The following is an 18553-nucleotide window of genomic DNA, read 5'->3' as shown; positions in this document are numbered from 1 at the left end:
GCGACGCGCGTCGCGACGGGGCGTCCAGCGGGACCGTCCGGACGGACCGTCATCCGCGCCGGTCACGCAGTGTCCGACTGCTAGGGTCGTTACGGCGACGTTACGGGGCGTATCGTCCACCACACGCGGGCCCGCAGGGCCTGCGACTCCGAAAGCAGCGCCCCCGGGCGCTCCACACCCACCAGGAGATCCATTGACCGTCAAGATCGGTATCAACGGCTTCGGCCGCATCGGCCGTAACTTCTTCCGGGCCGCTCTGGCCAAGGGCAGCGACCTCGAGATCGTGGCGGTGAACGACCTCACCGACAACGCGTCGCTCGCGAACCTGCTGAAGTTCGACTCCATCACCGGCAAGCTCCCGGCAACGGTCGAGCTCGACGGCGACAACATCGTCGTCGACGGCAAGCCGATCAAGGTCCTCGCGGAGCGCGACCCCGCCAACCTCCCCTGGGGCGAGCTGGGCGTCGACATCGTCATCGAGTCGACCGGGTTCTTCACCAAGGCAGCCGACGCGCAGAAGCACATCGACGCCGGCGCCAAGAAGGTCATCATCTCCGCCCCGGCCTCGGGTGACGACGTCACCATCGTGCTCGGCGTGAACGAGGGTCAGTACGACCCCGCGAACCACCACATCATCTCGAACGCGTCCTGCACCACGAACAGCCTCGCGCCGCTCGCCAAGGTGTTCCACGACAAGTTCGGCATCGAGCGCGGTCTCATGACGACGGTGCACGCGTACACCGCCGACCAGAACCTGCAGGACGGCCCGCACAAGGACCCGCGTCGTGCCCGCGCCGCCGCACTCAACATCGTGCCGACCTCCACCGGTGCGGCGAAGGCCATCGGCCTCGTCCTCCCGGAGCTCGCCGGCAAGCTCGACGGCTTCGCGCTCCGCGTGCCGGTCCCGACCGGGTCGATCACCGACCTCACGCTCGAGACCAAGTCCGAGGTCACGGTCGACGAGATCAACGCCGCCTACAAGGAAGCCGCAGAAGGCCCCCTCAAGGGCATCCTGCTCTACAGCGAGGACCCGCTGGTGTCGACCGACATCACCACGGACCCGCACTCCTCGATCTACGACTCCGGCCTGACCAAGGTCATCGGCGGTCTCGTCAAGATCACCTCGTGGTACGACAACGAGTGGGGCTACTCGAACCGCCTCGTCGACCTCACCGAGTACGTCGGCGAGCGTCTGTAACACATGGCCCTCCGAACGCTTGGCGACCTCGGCGACCTCGCCGGCAAGCGCGTCGTCGTCCGCTGTGACCTGAACGTCCCGCTCAAGGACGGCCAGATCACGGACGACGGCCGCGTCCGCGCGTCGCTGACCACCCTGAACACCCTCATCAACGCCGGCGCGCGCGTCATCGTGATCTCCCACCTGGGCCGCCCCGACGGCGAGCCCAAGCCGGAGTTCTCGCTCGCACCGGTCGCGCAGCGGCTCTCCGAGCTGCTGGGGAAAGAGGTCACGTTCGTCGGTGAGACCGTCGGCGACGAGGCCACCGAGGCCGCCAGCGCTCTCGGCGACGGCGACGTCCTGCTGCTCGAGAACCTCCGCTTCAACCCGGAGGAGACCTCGAAGGACGCCGCCGTGCGCGGTGACTTCGCGAGCCGCATCGCGGCCCTCGGTGACGCGTTCGTCTCCGACGGGTTCGGTGTCGTGCACCGCAAGCAGGCCTCGGTGTACGAACTCGCCTCGGCCCTGCCGAGCGCAGCCGGTTCGCTCATCGAGACCGAACTCCGCGTGCTCGAGCGACTGACGAAGGAACCGGCGCGCCCCTACACGGTGGTGCTCGGCGGCTCGAAGGTCAGCGACAAGCTCGGCGTCATCGACCACCTGCTCCCGCAGGTGGACACGCTGTGCATCGGCGGCGGCATGCTCTTCACGTTCCTCGCGGCCCAGGGCCACGGCGTCGCGAAGTCGCTGCTCGAGGCGGACCAGCTCGACGTCGTCCGCGAGTACCTCTCGCGGGCGAAGGAGCTCGGCGTCACCATCGACCTGCCGACCGACGTCGTCGTGGCGTCCGGCTTCGCGGCCGACGCCGACCACGAGACGGTCCTGGCCGAGGCGATCGAGTCGTCCTCGTTCGGCACCGACGGCATCGGCCTCGACATCGGCCCGGAGACGGCGGCGCGGTTCGCGTCGGCGGTGTCCGGCTCGAAGACGGTCTTCTGGAACGGCCCGATGGGCGTGTTCGAGTTCCCCGCCTTCGCCGCGGGCACGAAGACGGTCGCCCAGGCGCTCACCGAGGTCGACGGCCTCGGGGTCGTCGGCGGTGGCGACTCCGCGGCGGCGGTCCGTTCGCTCGGCTTCTCGGACGACCAGTTCGGGCACATCTCGACCGGTGGCGGTGCGAGCCTCGAGTTCCTCGAGGGCAAGTCGCTCCCCGGTCTCGAAGCACTCGGTTGGTCCGCATGAGCCGCACGCCGTTCATCGCCGGTAACTGGAAGATGAACCTGGACCACCTCCAGGCCATCGCCACGGTGCAGAAGCTCGCCTGGACGCTGAAGGACGCGCGCCACGACTTCGACGACGTCGAGGTCGCGGTGTTCCCGCCCTTCACCGACCTCCGGAGCGTGCAGACGCTCATCTCGGCGGACAAGCTGCCGATCCGGTTCGGCGCGCAGGACCTGTCCCAGTACGACTCCGGTGCCTACACCGGCGACGTGTCCGGGGCGTTCCTGGCCGCACTCGACGCGCAGTACGTCATCGTCGGCCACTCCGAGCGGCGCACGCTGCACGGTGAGACCGACGAGGTCGTGGCCGCGAAGACCGCCGCGGCCGTCGGGCACGGTCTCGTGCCGGTGGTCTGCGTCGGCGAGACCGGTGCGCAGCGCGAGGAGCGCGGCGCCGGCGTCGTGCCCGTCGAGCAGCTGCGCGTCGTCCTCGACGCCGTGAAGCCGTCCGAGATCGTCGTGGCGTACGAGCCGGTCTGGGCCATCGGCTCGGGTCAGGCCGCCACCGCGGAGCAGGCCCAGGAGGACTGCGCCGCCCTGCGTCGCGGGATCGCTGCGGCCTGGGGCGACGAAGCGGCAGTCGCGACACGTGTGCTCTACGGCGGCTCGGTGAAGTCCGGCAACATCGCCGGGTTCCTCCGCGAGCCCGACATCGACGGCGCGCTCGTCGGTGGCGCCTCGCTCGACGTGCAGGAGTTCGCGGCCATCGCGCGCTTCCGGCAGCACGTCGGACTCTGATCCACCGGTCACAGGCCGGTCGCTCCGTGCGGCCGGCCTGTGCCACGCCCAGCCCGAGGACCTCGACCGACCACCTGGCCGGTATACTCGGATGGCTGACTGACATGAAAGGTACGTCGTGGCGATTCTCTCCGTCGTGCTGCAGGTCCTGCTCGCAATCACGAGCCTCCTGCTCACGCTCCTCATCCTGCTGCACAAGGGCCGCGGTGGCGGCCTCTCCGACATGTTCGGCGGCGGCGTGACGAGCAACCTCGGGGCGTCCGGCGTCGCCGAGCGAAATCTCAACCGCATCACGGTGATCCTCGGTCTGGTCTGGATCGTCTCGATCATCGTGCTCGGTCTCATCAACAAGTTCACGGCGGGGAGCTAGTCCATGGCAAGCGGAGGCAGTGCAATCCGGGGCTCGCGCGTCGGCGCGGGTCCGATGGGGGAGCAGGACCGCGGGGTCCAGGCCGAACGGGTGGCGATCTCCTACTGGGACGCCCACGGCAACGAGGTCGTGCGGTACTTCGCCGCCGGCCTTCCCGACGAAGAGATCCCGGAGACGGTGGACTCGCCGACGAGCGGCCTGCCGGCCGGTCGCGACAAGGAGAACCCTCCGCAGGTCGCGAAGACCGAGCCCTACAAGACGCACCTCGCGTACGTGAAGGAGCGCCGCACCGAGGAAGAGGCAGCGCAGCTCCTCGAGGACGCGCTGCAGCAGCTCCGGCAGCGACGCGGGACCGCGAAGTAGTCCTCCCGAGCATCACACGAAGGCCCCCGCACCGTCAGGTGTGGGGGCCTTCTTCGTGCGGGCGCGTGTTGTCGAGATCGCACTTCGTGCGCCGACTCGGCGGACCGTGGCAGCCGGAGTGCGATCTCGACGGCGGCGCGGCCTGAGGACGCGACCAACAGAAGGACGGGAGGCACGGTGCCAGCTGGCACCGTGCCTCCCGTCCGTGGCAGCCTCGTCTAGTAGGTCGAGGCGATGAGGTTCTCGGGGACGTCGCGCGCGGCGTCCTGGTCGACGAAGAACACGGTGCGCTTGCGGCCCTGGACGCCACCGACGGGGACCTCGTCGACGGCCGCACCCGCGAGGGCGAGCCCGAGGACGGAGGCCTTCTCGGCACCCGACAGGATGACCCAGACCCGCTGCGACGCGTTGATCACCGGGAAGGTGAGCGTGAGACGCTGCGGCGGCGGCTTGGGGGAGTCGTCGACGGACAGGACGGCTCGGTCGGTCACGGCGAGCTGCGGGAACTCGGGGAACAGCGAGGCGGTGTGCCCGTCGGGGCCGACGCCGAGCAGCGTGATGTCGAACCTCGGCGCGACCGCGTCACCGGGGGCGGCGGCGAGCAGTTCGCGCTCGTACTGCTCGGCGGCCTCGTCGATGGTGATCCCCGCGTCGGACGCGGCGATGGGGTGGATGTTCGACTCCGGGATGTCGACGTGGTCGAAGAAGTCGGTCTGCGTGCCGGTGATGTTGCGATCGGCGTCACCCGACGGCACCCAGCGCTCGTCGACCCACCACACGTGCACCTTCGACCAGTCGACGCTCTCACGCGCCTGGGACTGGCCGATCGCGGCGAGGACCAGCGACGACACCGAGCCACCGCTGATCGCGATGTCCGCGCGCTCCTGCTCGTCGAGCACGTCGATGATCTTCGTGATGAAGCGTGCGGCGACCGAAGCGCCGAGGGCCTGCTTGTCCGGGTGCACCAGCACCCGCCGTTCGTTGGTCACGTGACTCCCGTGTTCGTGGCGGTCGATCGGTGCACCGACCGCCGTCGGTCCGACCGACCGGCCGGTCCTGGTGCTCGGGCGAGCGGGACCGGCCGGTCGTGTGGGGCTCTGTCAGTCCGCGATCGACTCGCGCAGCTGTCGCACCCCGTGCTTGACGACGTCTCCGAAGAGGACGTCCGGGTCGAGTCTACGGAGTTCCTCGGCCAGGCAGTCGCGCAGGTTGCGGCGCGGCAGCGACAGGTCGTGCGTCGGCTGTCCGGGCATCGAGAGCGTCGCGACGTCCACCAGGGAACGCTCGAGCTCGATGACGCCCGACTCGCGGACGAGCTTGACGCCGTGGATGCCGCTGGACCCGGTCGCACGAGGTGAGGTGACGACGGACACCGGCACCTCGAGCTGCAGCTGCAGCCACGCGGCGAGGAGGATCGTTGACGGGCTGTCGTACGCGCCCGAGACCTCGACCGCGGTGACCGGCTCGTACGGCGGCTGGTCGAGCGCCGCGGCGAGCTGGTTCCGCCACAGGGTGAGCCGGGTCCACGCGAAGTCCGTGTCGCCCGGCACGTACGAGGCACCGAGGGCCTCGATCGCACCGTTCGGGTCCTTCTGCGCGGCGGCGTCGGTGATCCGGCGCTGGGCGATGCGGCCGAGCGCCGAGGCCGCGGGCTGCTCCGGCGCGGTCTGCGGCCACCAGGCCACGACGGGAGCGTCCGGCAGCAGGAGGCCCGTGACCAGGCTCTCCTCGTCCGTCGCGGTCTCGCCGTAGGCACGGAGGACGATGACCTCGCTCGCACCCGCGTCGCTGCCGACCCGGATCTGCGCGTCGAGGCGACCGGGGGACTTCGTGTCACCGCTGTTCTTCGACACGATGATGACCCGCATCGGGTGCTCGCGCGAGGCCTCGTTCGCCGCGTCGATCGCCTCTTCCTCGTGGCCGAGGGCCGTCGAGATGATGAGGGTCAGGACGCGACCCAGTGCGACGGCGCCGCCCTCCTCGCGGATGTGGACGAGCTTCTTCTGGATCTTCGAGACCGTGGTGTTCGGCATGTCGATCTTCATGGACGCCTCCAGGTCCGGCCGTCGCGGGCGAGCAGGGCGTCGGCGGACGCCGGACCCCACGTGCCGGGACGGTACTGCTCGGGCTGGCCCTGCGTGGCCCAGAACTCCTCGATCGGGTCGAGGATCTTCCAGGAGAGCTCGACCTCCTGGTGCCGGGGGAACAGGGGCGGGTCGCCGAGGAGCACGTCGAGGATGAGTCGCTCGTACGCCTCGGGCGAGGCCTCGGTGAACGCGTGGCCGTAGCCGAAGTCCATCGTCACGTCACGCACCTGGGTGCCGACGCCGGGGACCTTCGAGCCGAAGCGGAGCGTGACGCCCTCGTCCGGCTGGACGCGGATCACGAGTGCGTTCTGGCCGAGCGGGGACTGCGTGTTGCCGTAGACGTCCTCGGGGACGCGCTTGAACACGATCGCGATCTCGGTCACACGACGGCCGAGGCGCTTGCCCGCGCGCAGGTAGAACGGGACGCCCTGCCAGCGACGCGTCGCGATGTCGAGCTTGATCGCCGCGTACGTCTCGGTGCCGGACTCCGGGTTCATGCCCGCCTCGTCGAGGAAACCGAGCACCTTCTCGCCGCCCTGCCAGCCGCCGGCGTACTGCCCGCGGGCGGTGGCCGTCGACAGGTCGTCGGGCAGCCGCACGGCGGAGAGCACCTTCTCCTTCTCGGCGCGGAGGTCCGCGGCCTTGAACGAGACGGGCTCCTCCATCGCGGTGAGCGCGAGGAGCTGCAGCAGGTGGTTCTGGATGACGTCGCGCGCCGCACCGATACCGTCGTAGTACGCGGCACGTCCGGCGACGCCGATGTCCTCCGCCATCGTGATCTGCACGTGGTCGACGTAGTTCGAGTTCCAGATGGGTTCGTACATCTGGTTCGCGAACCGGAGCGTCAGGAGGTTCTGGACGGTCTCCTTGCCGAGGTAGTGGTCGATGCGGAACACGTCGTCGGGCGCGAAGACGCTCTCGACGATGGCGTTCAGCTCGCGCGCGGTGCGGAGGTCGGAGCCGAACGGCTTCTCGACGACCACGCGGCTCCACGAGCCCTCGCGCTTCTCGGTCAGGCCGGACAGCTTGAGCTGTTCGGTGACGACCGGGAACATCTTCGGCGGGATGGACAGGTAGAACGCGTGGTTGCCCAGCGTCCCGCGCTCGGCGTCGAGGTCGTCGACCGTGCGCTTGAGTTCGCGGAACGCCTCGGGGTCGTCGAACGAGCCCTGCACGAAGCGGATGCCCTGTTCGAGCTGACGCCAGACGTCCTCGTCGAACGGGGTGCGCGAGTGCTCCTTGACGGCGTCGTGCACGAGCTGGGAGAAGTCTTGGTCCTCCCAGTCGCGACGCGCGAACCCGACGAGCGCGAACCCCGGGGGCAGGAGCCCCCGGTTGGCCAGGTCGTAGACCGCGGGCATCAGCTTCTTGCGTGACAGGTCGCCCGTCACGCCGAAGATGATGAGCGTGCTCGGTCCCGCGATCCGGTTCAGTCGACGATCCGTCGGCAGCCGGAGCGGGTTGTGCTCCGGGGTGATTGCCACCGGTGACATGAGTCGGTGAACTCCTTACGAGTCAGTGGGAGACGGCGGACGTGATCGCCGCGGTGGCGGCGTGGACGTCCGACGTCGTGAGGGTGAGGACCGGTCGGCCGTGCTCGGCGAGGACACTCGCGTCGCCGGCTGCCTGAGCCTGGAGGAGCTGCCCGAACGTGAACGGCCGGCCCGGGATCGCCAGGTCGTCCGTTTCGTCCGCCACGATCTGCAGGAACACTCCCGTGGCGGGGCCGCCCTTGTGGTACTGGCCGGTCGAGTGCAGGAACCGCGGTCCGTACCCGAAGGTGACGGGGCGCTCCGTGCGCGCCGCGATCGCGTCGCGCAGCGACTCGAGGTCACCGTTCGCGGTGCGGTCGACGTACGCCTGGACCGACACGTAGCCGGTTGCGTCGAGTGCGGACAGGAGGCCCGACACGGCGCCGGCGAGTGTCGTCCCGACCGCGAGTCCAGGCGTCGCGCGGACGGCGACGCCGTCCTCGGTGAACGCCGGCTCGGCCGGAGCGGGGCGGTCGTCGAGCAGTGCCCGGGTCGCGACCTTGGCGGCCTCGACGTCCGGCTGGTCGAACGGGTTGATCCCGAGCAGCCGACCGGCGACCGCGACCGCGTACTCCCAGACCAGGATCTGTCCACCGAGCGTGCCGGTGATCTCGACCTCGCCCTCGGCGACGTGGCGCTCGTCCTCGCGCGAACCGACCAGGCGGATGACCTGGACGTCCGGCAGGGCGGCGGTGATCTCGGGGGAGTCCGTGTGCAGCACGACGGGCAGCAGACCGCGGCCGTCCTTGCCGGTGGACTCGGCGATCAGCTGCTCCACCCAGTCGCCGAAGCCGACGATGTGGGTGCCGTCCGGCACGATGGCGATCTTGTCGCGCAGCGGCTGGGTACCGGCGAGGACCGCGCCGAGCACGAGCCCGGGGTTCTCGTCCAGGTCGACGGAGAGCAGCGCGGAGATCGCGTCGGCCTCGTCGAGGAGCTCGGCGATGTCCGCACCCGCGAGGCCGGACGGCACGAGGCCGAAGGCGGTGAGTGCGGAGTACCGGCCGCCGACCGTCGGGTCAGCGGTGAAGACGCGGTAGCCGGCGTCCGTCGCGGCGGCCTCGAGCGCGGAGCCCGGGTCGGTGACGACGACGATGCGGCGGGCCGGGTCGATGCCGGCGTCGCGGAAGGCCTGCTCGTACACACGGCGCTGCGAGTCGGTCTCGAGGGTCGAGCCGGACTTTGACGACACGACGAGCACGGTGCGCTCGAGGTGGGTCGACACGGCGGCACGGACCTGCGCGGGGTCGGTCGAGTCGAGCACGGTGAGGGGCACGCCGGCGGTGCGCGTGATGACCTCGGGCGCGAGGGACGAGCCGCCCATGCCGGCGAGGACGACGTGGTCGACCCCTTCGGCACGGAGCGACTCGCGCAGCGCGGTCACCTCGGCGACGAGCGGGCGGGAGACCGAGACGGCCTCCACCCAGCCGAGGCGCTTCGACGCCTCGGCCTCGGCGCCGGGTCCCCACAGGTCGGCGTCCTGGGCGGTGATGCCCGAGGCCACCAGGTCAGCGACGAGCCGCGGGACCACCTGTTCGATGGCCCGCGCGGCGTCGCCGCTGGCTGCGATGGAAACCGTCACTACTTGGCGCCCTCGAGCGCTGCCTTGACGGTGTCGACGAGCTCGCCCCAGGAGACGTTGAACTTGTCCACGCCCTCCTTCTCGAGCAGCGCGACGACCTCGTCGTAGTCGACGCCCTGCGCGGCGAGCTGGTCGAGGACCTGCTGGGCCTGGTCGAACGTGCCGGCGATCGCGTCGCCGTGGATCTCACCGTGGTCGAACGTGGCGTCGAGCGTCTTGCCCGGCATCGTGTTGACCGTGTTCGGCGCGGCGAGCTCCGTCACGTAGAGCGTGTCGGGCAGCGACGGGTCCTTGACGCCGGTCGAGGCCCAGAGCGGACGCTGGGTGTTCGCACCGGACTCGAGCAGGCCGAGGGCGCGCTCGGAGGCGAACGCCTCGGTCCAGACCTGGTAGGCGAGCTGCGCGTTCGCGATGCCGGCCTTCGACTTGAGGGCCTTCGCCTCGTCCGTGCCGACGGAGTCGAGGCGCTTGTCGATCTCGGAGTCGACGCGCGACACGAAGAACGACGCGACCGAGTGGATCTTCGAGAGGTCGTGGCCGGCGGCCTTGGCCTTCTCGAGACCGCCGAGGTAGGCGTCGATGACGGCGCGGTAGCGCTCGAGCGAGAAGATCAGGGTGACGTTCACCGAGATGCCGGCGCCGATGACCTCGGTGATCGCCTCGAGGCCCTCGAGCGTCGCGGGGATCTTGATGAGGACGTTCTCGCGGCCGACCTTCTCGAACAGGAACTTCGCCTGCTCGATCGTCTTCGCGGTCTCGTGGGCGAGGCCCGGCTCGACCTCGATCGAGACACGGCCGTCGAAGCCCTTGGTCTCGTCGTAGATCGGCTTGAAGACGTCGGAGGCGTTCGCGACGTCCTGCGTGGTGATCTCGAAGATCGCGTCGGTGACCTCGGTGCCGGCGGCGGCCAGCTCCTTGACCTGCGCGTCGTAGCGCTCGCCCTTGGCGAGGGCCGAGGCGAAGATCGTCGGGTTCGTGGTGACGCCGACGACGTTCTTCTGCTCGATGAGCTCGGTGAGCTTGCCGGTCTCGAGGAGCTCGCGGGAGAGGTCGTCGAGCCAGATGCTCACGCCGACCGCGGAGAGGGCGGCGGTGGGGGTGTTCTCAGCCATGTGTGTCTCTTCTTCTTTCATCGACTGGCCGGTGTCGTGGATGCGACGGGGGCCGTGGAGTCGGGGTACGGGGGACCGGGAGGCGCGTGGCGGGGCCGAGCCGCGCCTCCCGGAAGAAGGGCCGGATCCGGCGAACCGGACCCGGCCCCTGCGGGTCAGGAAGCCGCGATCGATTCCTTCGCGGCGGCCACGACGTGCTCCGTCGTGAAGCCGAACTCCTTGAACAGCGTCTGGTAGTCGGCCGAGGCACCGAAGTGCTCGATCGAGACGCTGCGGCCCTTGTCGCCGACGATGTCGCGCCAGCTCATCGCGATGCCGGCCTCGACCGACACGCGAGCGGTGACGTTCTTCGGCAGGACCTGGTCGCGGTAGTTCTCCGACTGCTCGAAGAACCACTCGAGCGACGGGGCGCTCACGACGCGGGCGTTGATGCCCTCGGCCTTGAGCTGCTCACGTGCGTCGATCGCGATCTGCACCTCGGAGCCGGAGCCGATGAGGATGACGTCCGGGGTGCCGTTCGGCGCCTCGGCCAGGATGTACGCACCCTTGGCGACGTTCTTCGCCGAGGCGAAGACCTCGCCGGATGCCTCGCCCTCGCCGCGCTCGAACACGGGGAGGTTCTGGCGGCTCAGCGCGATGCCGGCCGGGCGGTCCTGGTGCTTGAGCATCTCGAGCCACGCGTACGCGACCTCGTTGGCGTCGGCCGGGCGGACGACGTCGAGACCCGGGATCGCACGCAGCGCGGTGAGCTGCTCGATCGGCTGGTGCGTCGGGCCGTCCTCGCCGAGGGCGATGGAGTCGTGCGTCCAGACGTAGATCGCCGGCGCCTTCATGAGCGCGGCGAGACGGACTGCCGGGCGCATGTAGTCGCTGAAGATGAGGAACGTGCCACCGAAGGGGCGGGTGTTCCCGTGCAGGACGATGCCGGAGAGGATCGAGCCCATGGCGTGCTCGCGGATGCCGAAGTGCAGCACGCGGCCGTAGGGGTCGGTCGACCACACCTTCGTCGAGGCCTCGGCCGGACCGAAGGACTTGGCGTCCTCGATCGTGGTGAGGTTCGACTCGGCCAGGTCGGCCGAGCCGCCCCAGAACTCGGGCATGAGCGGCGCGATGGCGTTGATGACCTTGCCGGAGGCGGCACGCGTCGAGACGTCCTTGCCGGTCGGGAAGACCGGGAGGGCGGCTTCGAGGTCCGCCGGGAGCTCCTTGGCCTGGACGCGGTCGAACAGCGCCTTCTTCTCCGGGTTGGCCGCGGCCCACGCGTCGAAGGTCTGCTGCCACTCGGCGTGCTGCGCCTGGCCCTTGGCGATCGCACCGCGGGTGTACTCGAGGACCTCGGGGTCGACGTGGAACGTCTGCTCCGGGTCGAAGCCGAGGATCTCCTTGAGGCCGGTGATCTCGTCCTTGCCGAGCGCCGAACCGTGGATCTTGCCGGTGTTCTGCTTGGTCGGCGACGGCCAGCCGATGATCGTCTTGAGGACGATGAGCGACGGCTTGTCGGTGACGGCCTTGGCGGCCTCGATCGCGGCGTGGAGGGACTCGGCGTCTTCGGAGTACTCGCCGGTCTTCTTCCAGTCGACGACCTGCACGTGCCAGCCGAGCGCCTCGTAGCGGTCGGGGACGCTCTCCGAGAAGGAGATGTCGGTGTCGTCCTCGATCGAGATCTGGTTCGAGTCGTAGAAGACGACCAGGCGACCGAGCTGCTGGCGGCCTGCGAGGCTCGCGGCCTCGTTCGTGACGCCTTCCTGCATGTCACCGTCTCCGGCGATCACGTAGGTGAAGTGGTCGAACGGCGACTCGCCGTCGGCGGTCTCCGGGTCGAAGAGGCCACGCTCGTAGCGCTGCGCGTAGCCGAAGCCCACGGCGGAGGCGAGGCCCTGGCCGAGCGGGCCGGTCGTGATCTCGACGCCGTCGGTGTGGCCGTACTCCGGGTGACCCGGCGTGCGCGAGCCCCACTTGCGGAGGTGCTCGAGGTCGTCGAGCTCGAGCCCGTAGCCGTGCAGGTAGAACTGCACGTACTGCAGGATCGACGCGTGGCCGGCGGAGAGGATGAAGCGGTCGCGACCGATCCAGGTGGAGTCGCTGGGGTCGCGACGCATCACCTTCTGGAAGAGGAGGTGCGCGAGCGGCGCGAGGCTCATCGCGGTGCCGGGGTGACCGTTGCCGGCGGCCTCGACCGAATCGGCGGCGAGTACGCGGGCCGTGTCGACGGCCTTCCTGTCGATGGCGTCCCAGGTGAATTCAGCCACTTGGATGTTGACCCTTCTTGATGCGACATGTGCGAGGGCTCGTGCCATCGCACGGACATGATCGCCATCCCGGGGCCTTCGTCGAGTCGCCGTCTCGCGGCCACCGACCGGCTCTTCGCGGCCGACGTCATCGGGGCACGCACTGCGGGAGGGCGACTCCAGCATAGTGACCGCGTACTCAGAAGGTGTTCAGGTGACGCGAGTTGTCCTCGCGGCTGCACGCCGGCCCGGTCCCGCCGGGCGTGTCGGTCGCGCCCGCCGGTGCTGGCGGTCGCGCCCGTCGGTGCTGTCGGTCGCGCCCGTCGGTGTCCACTTCGATCCGGATGGCGGGGCGGGCATCGTCGCGGCGCCTCGATCACGTAAACTGTCGGGGACCCGTGGTCATTCCGGGTCGACGCACGCCCCGACGACGACGAAGCCGACCACCGAGCGTGCGAGCTGACGCGAACAGACTGAGGTTCCCTTGCCGACTGCCACCGTGACCCGGCCCGACACCGATCGACCCCGATCGACGCTGTCCCGCAAGGTCCGAGCGTACGTCTCGCTGACGAAGCCGCGGGTGATGGAGCTGCTGCTCGTCACCACGGCCCCGACGATGTTCCTCGCCGAACGCGGTGTCCCCGACCTCTGGCTCGTGTTCTGGACGATGCTCGGCGGCGCGATGTCCGCCGGTTCGGCCTCGGCCTTCAACTGCTACATCGACCGCGACATCGACCGCCTCATGAAGCGGACCAGCACGCGGCCGCTCGTCACCGGTGAGCTCACCGACCGCCAGGCACTCGTGTTCTCGTGGATCCTCGGGGTCCTGTCGACCGCGGTGCTCGGCTTCCTCGTGAACTGGCTCGCCGCCGCCCTCAGCGTCATCGCGATCCTCATCTACGTGTTCGTCTACACGCTGTGGCTGAAGCGCCGCACCCCGCAGAACATCGTCTGGGGCGGCTCCGCGGGCTGCATGCCGGTGCTCATCGGCTGGGCGGGCGTCACCGGGTCGCTGACCTGGGCGCCGGTCATCCTCTTCATGGTGATCTTCCTCTGGACGCCGCCGCACTACTGGCCGCTGTCGATGAAGTACCGCGACGACTACGACGCCGCCGACGTGCCGATGCTCGCCGTCGTCCGGGGCCGCACTGTCGTCGGGCTGCAGGTCGTCCTGTACGCCTGGGCGACGCTGGTCTGCTCGCTCCTGCTCATCCCGGTCGCACACATGGGGCCGCTCTACACGGTCGTCGCGCTGGCCGGCGGCATCTGGTTCGTCGTCGAGTCGCACCGCCTCTACTCGCGGGCGATCCAGCACGTCGAGCACGTGCAGCCGATGCGGGTCTTCCACAGCTCGATCACGTACCTGACGCTGCTCTTCATCGCCGTGGGCATCGACCCGCTGCTGCCGCAGGTCTTCACCTTCTAGGGCGCGCGCGGCGCCGCCGTGGCGCCGCTGCCAACGCGAGACACCGCCTCCGTCACGAGACGCCGCCGGGAACGGCGGCGTCTCGTGCGTTGCGCGGTGTTTCGCGCGCTGCGTGTCGGACGCGCGTGGGGCGGTGGGCGTGCCCACAGCGGCCTGGAGGCGCGTGGCGGAGCTGGACCGCGCCTCCAGGCTGGCTGCTGGTCGCCTCCGCACCCCGGGGGATGCGTGTGGATGAGGCGACGTCCCGCGCACGGACCATCCGGGCACGACGCGCGACACCCCACGAGTCGAGCGATTCGCGGGATGTCGGAACGTGCGTGTGGACCGTGTCAGACGGTGGTGAGGGCCTCGCGGTCGGTGGGCTCGCGCACGGCGCCACGCCCGGCACTGCCCCGCGTGGAGAGGACCACGACGGTGACGGTGCCGACGAGCAGCCCGGCGAGGACCATGTGCGTGCCGACCAGGCCGACGGGCAGGTGCATGCGCGCCTGGGTCAGCCCGACGGCGATCTGCACGAACTCGACGACGAGCAGGACGAGCGCCCACCTGCTCGAGAGGCGCAGGCGGACGGCGCCGACGACGAGCACCAGCGTCAGCGCGAAGAGGGCGTACGCGGGGACCGCGTGCACGTGCTGCAGGATCGCCGGGTCGAAGCCGGTGCGGTGCAGACGGCCGCCGTCCACGGCCTCGGAGGCGCCCGCGTGCGGGCCGCTGCCCGTGGTGAGGATGCCGAGCAGGACGGTGACCGCGGCGGCCACGACCGTGCCGCGGACGACACCCGTGTACCAGCGGGGGACGAGGCGGAGGCCGGTCCGCGGGCCGTTCACCGAGCGGTAGACGAGCGTGGCGGTGATGCTCGTGAGGAGCGTCGACACGACGAAGTGCAGTCCGACGACGTACGGGTTGAGGTTGGTCAACACGCTGAGGCCACCGATGACGGCCTGCACCGGGATCGCTGCGCCCTGGGCGAACGCGAGCCAGAACAGTTCGGGGCGGGTGCGGCGCATCCGGACGACCAGCAGGAACATCGCGATGGCCACGACGACGAGCACGAAGGTGAGCAGGCGGTTGCCGAACTCGATGATGCCGTGCACGCCCATCTCCGGCGTGGACACCAGCGAATCCGCGGTGCACTTGGGCCAGGTGGGGCATCCGAGGCCCGACGCGGTGAGGCGGACGAGGCCGCCGGTGCCGATCAGGACGACCTCGACGATGAACGACGCCCAGGCGAGGACGACGACGCGTTGGTCGACCACGCGGGGGAGGGACCACCACCGTGCAGGGCGGACGTCCTGGTCGACGGGGGATCCGACGCGAGTCACGAGGGTGGTGCCTTCCTGTTGTTCCGTGCAGTGAACCTGTAGGATTGGAGGGTTCAGCAGCAGTCGATTCTAGGCAGGCGCCGGCTCCGAATGGGCCGAGATCGCCGCTGGAACCCAGTACTGCGTGGAACCATCGACGTTGCGAGGGAGCAACACCGTGTCCGCCGTGCACAGAACACCGTGTCGGCGGTCTGCGGTGGAATGGCGTCCAGACGCCACGGGTTCACCCCCACAGAAGCTGCCACGCGAGAAGGAAACGAGGAGACCATGTCCGACGTGCTCATCGACCGTCCCGAGCTCGAAGGGCTCGGCCAATACGAGTTCGGCTGGTCCGACTCCGACAAGGCCGGGGCCTCTGCCCGTCGTGGCATCTCGGAAGAGGTCGTCACCGACATCTCGAACCTCAAGAACGAGCCCGAGTGGATGCTCAAGAACCGTCTGAAGGGGCTGTCGCTCTTCGGGCGCAAGCCCATGCCGACGTGGGGTGCCGACCTGACGGGCATCGACTTCGACAACATCAAGTACTTCGTGCGCTCCACCGAGAAGCAGGCGCAGTCGTGGGAGGACCTCCCCGAGGACATCCGCTCGACCTACGAGAAGCTCGGCATTCCCGAGGCCGAGCGCCAGCGTCTCGTCGCCGGCGTCGCCGCGCAGTACGAGTCCGAGGTCGTGTACCACCAGATCCGCGAGGACCTGGAGCAGCAGGGTGTCATCTTCATGGACACCGACACCGCGCTCCGTGAGCACCCCGAGATCTTCGAGGAGTACTTCGGCACCGTGATCCCGGCCGGCGACAACAAGTTCGCCGCGCTCAACACGGCCGTCTGGTCCGGTGGATCGTTCGTCTACGTCCCGAAGGGCGTGCACGTCGAGATCCCGCTGCAGGCCTACTTCCGGATCAACACCGAGAACATGGGCCAGTTCGAGCGGACGCTGATCATCGCGGACGAGGACTCCTACGTCCACTACATCGAGGGCTGCACCGCCCCGATCTACAAGTCGGACTCGCTCCACTCGGCCGTCGTCGAGATCATCGTGAAGAAGAACGCCCGCGTTCGCTACACGACGATCCAGAACTGGTCGAACAACGTCTACAACCTCGTCACCAAGCGTGCGATCGCACACGAGGGCGCGACGATGGAGTGGATCGACGGCAACATCGGGTCCAAGGTCACGATGAAGTACCCGTCGATCTACCTCGCCGGTGAGCACGCCAAGGGCGAGACCCTGTCCGTCGCGTTCGCCGGCCCCGGCCAGCACCAGGACGCCGGCGCGAAGATGATCCACATGGCGCCGTACACGACCTCCTCGATCGTCTCGAAGTCGATCGCCCGTGGCGGTGGCCGTGCGGGCTACCGCGGCGAGGTCCGGGTCGACCCGAGCGCACACCACGCCGCGAACACGGTTCGTTGCGACGCCCTGCTCGTCGACACGATCTCGCGGTCGGACACGTACCCCGCGATCGACATCCGCGTCGACGACGTCCAGCTCGGGCACGAGGCAACGGTCTCCCGCGTGAGCGAGGAGCAGCTGTTCTACCTCATGTCGCGTGGCATGGCAGAGGACGAGGCGATGGCGATGATCGTCCGTGGCTTCATCGAGCCGATCGCCCGGGAGCTCCCGATGGAGTACGCACTCGAACTCAACAAGCTCATCGAGATGAGCATGGAAGGATCCGTCGGCTAGATGTCCAGCTCCACCCCTCCCCACATCGACCAGCCGATCGAGCCCGCGGCACCCGCCCAGGGTGCCGAACAGCACGGCGCCGGAGCCCACTCCGACGGCGGCTGGGACGCCCCGGACAAGAAGATCCCGGTCCAGACCCGTTCGGAGCGCCCGCAGTCGGGCGACATCGACGCGTTCCCGACGGTCACCGGGCGTGAGGTGAACTGGAAGTTCGCACCGCTCGCGAAGCTCCAGCCGCTGCTCGCCGGCGGTCTCGACGGATCCGCGTACCCCTTCCTCGCTCGGCAGTCCGACGGCGCCGACGTCGAGTGGGGTCGGAGCGACGATCCCCGCGTCGGGACCGCCGGCCTCCCCGAGGACCGTGCGGCCGCGGCGGCCTGGACCGCCCGCGATGCCGTGCTCGCGATCACCGTCAAGGCGACCGAGGCGCACGAGTTCATCACGCTGACCCGGTCCGACTTCGGCACGCAGCCCCGCGCCGCGCACACGGTCATCACGGCCGAGGCGCACGCCCAGGGCATCGTGGTGCTCGACAACCGCGGCAAGGCGCTCCTCAGCGAGAACGTCGAGATCGTCGCCCACCAGGGCTCCCGCCTGACCGTGGTCAGCCTGCAGGACTGGGACGACGACGCCGTGCACGTGTCGACCCACTTCGCCGAGGTCGGCCGAGACGCCTTCCTCAAGCACGTCGTGGTCTCGCTCGGCGGCGACGTCGTGCGGGTCAACCCGTCGACGCACCTCGGCGCCCAGGGTGCCGAGACCGAGATGTACGGCGTGTACTTCGCCGACGCCGGTCAGTACATCGAGCAGCAGGTCTACGTGAACCACGACGCGCCGAACACGCGCGGTCGGGTCAACTACAAGGGCGCGCTGCAGGGCCAGGGCGCGCACACGGTGTGGATCGGCGACGTGCTGATCGGTCGCGCCGGTGACGGCACCGACTCGTACGAGCAGAACCGCAACCTGGTGCTGACCGACGGCACGCGTGCGGACAGCATCCCGAACCTCGAGATCGAGACGGGCAACATCGAGGGCGCCGGCCACGCAAGTGCGACCGGTCGTTTCGACGACGAGCAGCTGTTCTACCTGCAGTCCCGCGGCATCCCCGAGGAAGAGGCACGTCGACTCGTCGTGCTCGGCTTCCTCGTCGAGGTCATCCAGAAGATCGGCGCGCCTGAGCTCGAGGAACGCCTCATCGCCGCGGTCGAGCAGGAGCTCGTCGAAGGGCGCACGGTCCTCGCCGCGCCCGAGACGGAAGCAGCCACGGCCTGATGTCGACGAAGGTCTGCGCCGAAGCGGACATCGCGGTGGACAGCCCGATGCGTGCCGTGGTCGACGGCACCGCGGTCGCCATCGTGAAGGACTCCGCGGGCTCGGTGCACGCCATCGGCGACACGTGCACCCACGGCGACATCTCCCTGGCGGAGGGGTTCGTCGAGGGCGACACGCTCGAGTGCTGGGCCCACGGGTCCCGGTTCTCGCTGGCGACCGGCAAGCCGCTGAACTTCCCGGCCTACGAGCCCGTCCCGGTGTTCCGGGTCGAGGTCCGTGACGGCGACGTCTACGTCGACGTACACGACCCGGTCCCGGTCGACTGACCGTCCCGACGGCGGTCGACCGACCGCCGTCGCCCCACACTTCCCGCGGCTG

The 18553-nt window shown here is 69.5% G+C and carries 16 protein-coding genes; 9 read left to right on the top strand and 7 right to left on the bottom strand.

The genetic code is table 11. The features are described from left to right. The first annotated feature begins 193 nt into the window (after positions 1–193). The 5 genes from gap (at position 194) to DEJ28_RS09885 (ending at position 3928) form a co-directional block, all read left to right on the top strand. Positions 194–1198: a type I glyceraldehyde-3-phosphate dehydrogenase gene (gene gap, locus DEJ28_RS09905; protein WP_111114641.1), complete on the top strand. Its 1005-nt coding sequence runs from the start codon at positions 194–196 to the stop codon at positions 1196–1198. Between the two features lie 3 nt (positions 1199–1201). Further along, on the top strand, positions 1202–2419 hold the full coding sequence (locus tag DEJ28_RS09900; RefSeq protein WP_111114640.1) for a phosphoglycerate kinase: 1218 nt from the start codon (positions 1202–1204) through the stop codon (positions 2417–2419). Continuing rightward, the gene (tpiA, locus tag DEJ28_RS09895; RefSeq protein WP_111114639.1) at positions 2416–3195 is read left to right on the top strand and encodes a triose-phosphate isomerase; all 780 of its coding nucleotides are present in this window, start codon (positions 2416–2418) and stop codon (positions 3193–3195) included. Before DEJ28_RS09900 ends, tpiA begins: the two co-directional genes overlap by 4 nt. Before the next feature lie 118 nt (positions 3196–3313). Continuing rightward, complete coding sequence (secG, locus tag DEJ28_RS09890) at positions 3314–3565, top strand: preprotein translocase subunit SecG (RefSeq protein WP_058727797.1); 252 nt, start codon at positions 3314–3316, stop codon at positions 3563–3565. A gap of 3 nt (positions 3566–3568) precedes the next feature. Beyond that, positions 3569–3928 carry an RNA polymerase-binding protein RbpA gene (locus DEJ28_RS09885; protein ID WP_111114638.1) on the top strand — a complete coding sequence of 120 codons (360 nt, stop codon included), beginning with the start codon at positions 3569–3571 and terminating at the stop codon, positions 3926–3928. A gap of 218 nt (positions 3929–4146) precedes the next feature. On the opposite strand, the gene pgl is transcribed toward DEJ28_RS09885, so the two are convergent. The 6 genes from pgl to tkt all read right to left on the bottom strand — a co-directional run bounded on the left by pgl (position 4147) and on the right by tkt (position 12490). Then, a complete protein-coding gene (pgl, locus tag DEJ28_RS09880) occupies positions 4147–4917 on the bottom strand; it encodes a 6-phosphogluconolactonase (RefSeq protein WP_111114637.1) in 771 nt (256 codons plus the stop codon). A gap of 111 nt (positions 4918–5028) precedes the next feature. Further along, on the bottom strand, positions 5029–5973 hold the full coding sequence (locus tag DEJ28_RS09875; RefSeq protein ID WP_111114636.1) for a glucose-6-phosphate dehydrogenase assembly protein OpcA: 945 nt from the start codon (positions 5971–5973) through the stop codon (positions 5029–5031). Further along, a complete protein-coding gene (gene zwf / locus DEJ28_RS09870; protein ID WP_111114635.1) occupies positions 5970–7508 on the bottom strand; it encodes a glucose-6-phosphate dehydrogenase in 1539 nt (512 codons plus the stop codon). The genes DEJ28_RS09875 and zwf overlap by 4 nt, the downstream gene beginning before the upstream one ends. 22 nt (positions 7509–7530) lie before the next feature. Next, positions 7531–9129: a phosphoglucose isomerase-related protein gene (locus tag DEJ28_RS09865; protein WP_111114634.1), complete on the bottom strand. Its 1599-nt coding sequence runs from the start codon at positions 9127–9129 to the stop codon at positions 7531–7533. Next, complete coding sequence (tal, locus tag DEJ28_RS09860) at positions 9129–10241, bottom strand: transaldolase (protein ID WP_111114633.1); 1113 nt, start codon at positions 10239–10241, stop codon at positions 9129–9131. Before tal ends, DEJ28_RS09865 begins: the two co-directional genes overlap by 1 nt. 155 nt (positions 10242–10396) lie before the next feature. Further along, positions 10397–12490: a transketolase gene (tkt, locus tag DEJ28_RS09855; RefSeq protein ID WP_111114632.1), complete on the bottom strand. Its 2094-nt coding sequence runs from the start codon at positions 12488–12490 to the stop codon at positions 10397–10399. Positions 12491–12968: 478 nt separating this feature from the next. Between tkt and DEJ28_RS09850 the strand changes: the two genes are divergently transcribed. Continuing rightward, on the top strand, positions 12969–13895 hold the full coding sequence (locus tag DEJ28_RS09850; RefSeq protein ID WP_111114631.1) for a heme o synthase: 927 nt from the start codon (positions 12969–12971) through the stop codon (positions 13893–13895). A 329-nt stretch (positions 13896–14224) separates the two neighbouring features. Here DEJ28_RS09850 and DEJ28_RS09845 read toward each other — a convergent pair whose 3' ends face one another. Then, positions 14225–15217: a COX15/CtaA family protein gene (locus DEJ28_RS09845; RefSeq protein WP_111114630.1), complete on the bottom strand. Its 993-nt coding sequence runs from the start codon at positions 15215–15217 to the stop codon at positions 14225–14227. Between the two features lie 267 nt (positions 15218–15484). Between DEJ28_RS09845 and sufB the strand changes: the two genes are divergently transcribed. Genes sufB through DEJ28_RS09830 form a run of 3 tightly spaced genes read left to right on the top strand, consistent with a single transcriptional unit; the run spans position 15485 to position 18501 of the window. After that, positions 15485–16903, top strand: a complete 1419-nt coding sequence (sufB, locus tag DEJ28_RS09840; RefSeq protein ID WP_111114629.1) for a Fe-S cluster assembly protein SufB — start codon at positions 15485–15487, stop codon at positions 16901–16903. Continuing rightward, on the top strand, positions 16904–18175 hold the full coding sequence (gene sufD / locus DEJ28_RS09835) for a Fe-S cluster assembly protein SufD (protein WP_111114628.1): 1272 nt from the start codon (positions 16904–16906) through the stop codon (positions 18173–18175). After that, complete coding sequence (locus tag DEJ28_RS09830; protein ID WP_111114627.1) at positions 18175–18501, top strand: non-heme iron oxygenase ferredoxin subunit; 327 nt, start codon at positions 18175–18177, stop codon at positions 18499–18501. The genes sufD and DEJ28_RS09830 overlap by 1 nt, the downstream gene beginning before the upstream one ends. The last annotated feature ends 52 nt before the right edge of the window (positions 18502–18553 follow it).

Origin of the sequence: Curtobacterium sp. MCPF17_002, assembly GCF_003234115.2 — a bacterium.
In the GTDB taxonomy this organism is placed as follows: domain Bacteria; phylum Actinomycetota; class Actinomycetes; order Actinomycetales; family Microbacteriaceae; genus Curtobacterium.
The sequence above is the reverse complement of the archived record's forward strand: the minus strand, read 5'-3'. Positions and strand labels throughout refer to the sequence as shown.

Bases quoted from the DNA above. Each gene is read 5' to 3' on its own strand.
- DEJ28_RS09900 (WP_111114640.1), top strand. From the start codon at position 1,202: ATGGCCCTCCGAACGCTTGGCGACCTCGGCGACCTCGCCGGCAAGCGC.
- tpiA (WP_111114639.1), top strand. From the start codon at position 2,416: ATGAGCCGCACGCCGTTCATCGCCGGTAACTGGAAGATGAACCTGGAC.
- DEJ28_RS09885 (WP_111114638.1), top strand. From the start codon at position 3,569: ATGGCAAGCGGAGGCAGTGCAATCCGGGGCTCGCGCGTCGGCGCGGGT.
- DEJ28_RS09875 (WP_111114636.1), bottom strand. From the start codon at position 5,973: ATGAAGATCGACATGCCGAACACCACGGTCTCGAAGATCCAGAAGAAG.
- zwf (WP_111114635.1), bottom strand. From the start codon at position 7,508: ATGTCACCGGTGGCAATCACCCCGGAGCACAACCCGCTCCGGCTGCCG.
- tal (WP_111114633.1), bottom strand. From the start codon at position 10,241: ATGGCTGAGAACACCCCCACCGCCGCCCTCTCCGCGGTCGGCGTGAGC.
- sufB (WP_111114629.1), top strand. From the start codon at position 15,485: ATGTCCGACGTGCTCATCGACCGTCCCGAGCTCGAAGGGCTCGGCCAA.
- sufD (WP_111114628.1), top strand. From the start codon at position 16,904: ATGTCCAGCTCCACCCCTCCCCACATCGACCAGCCGATCGAGCCCGCG.
- DEJ28_RS09830 (WP_111114627.1), top strand. From the start codon at position 18,175: ATGTCGACGAAGGTCTGCGCCGAAGCGGACATCGCGGTGGACAGCCCG.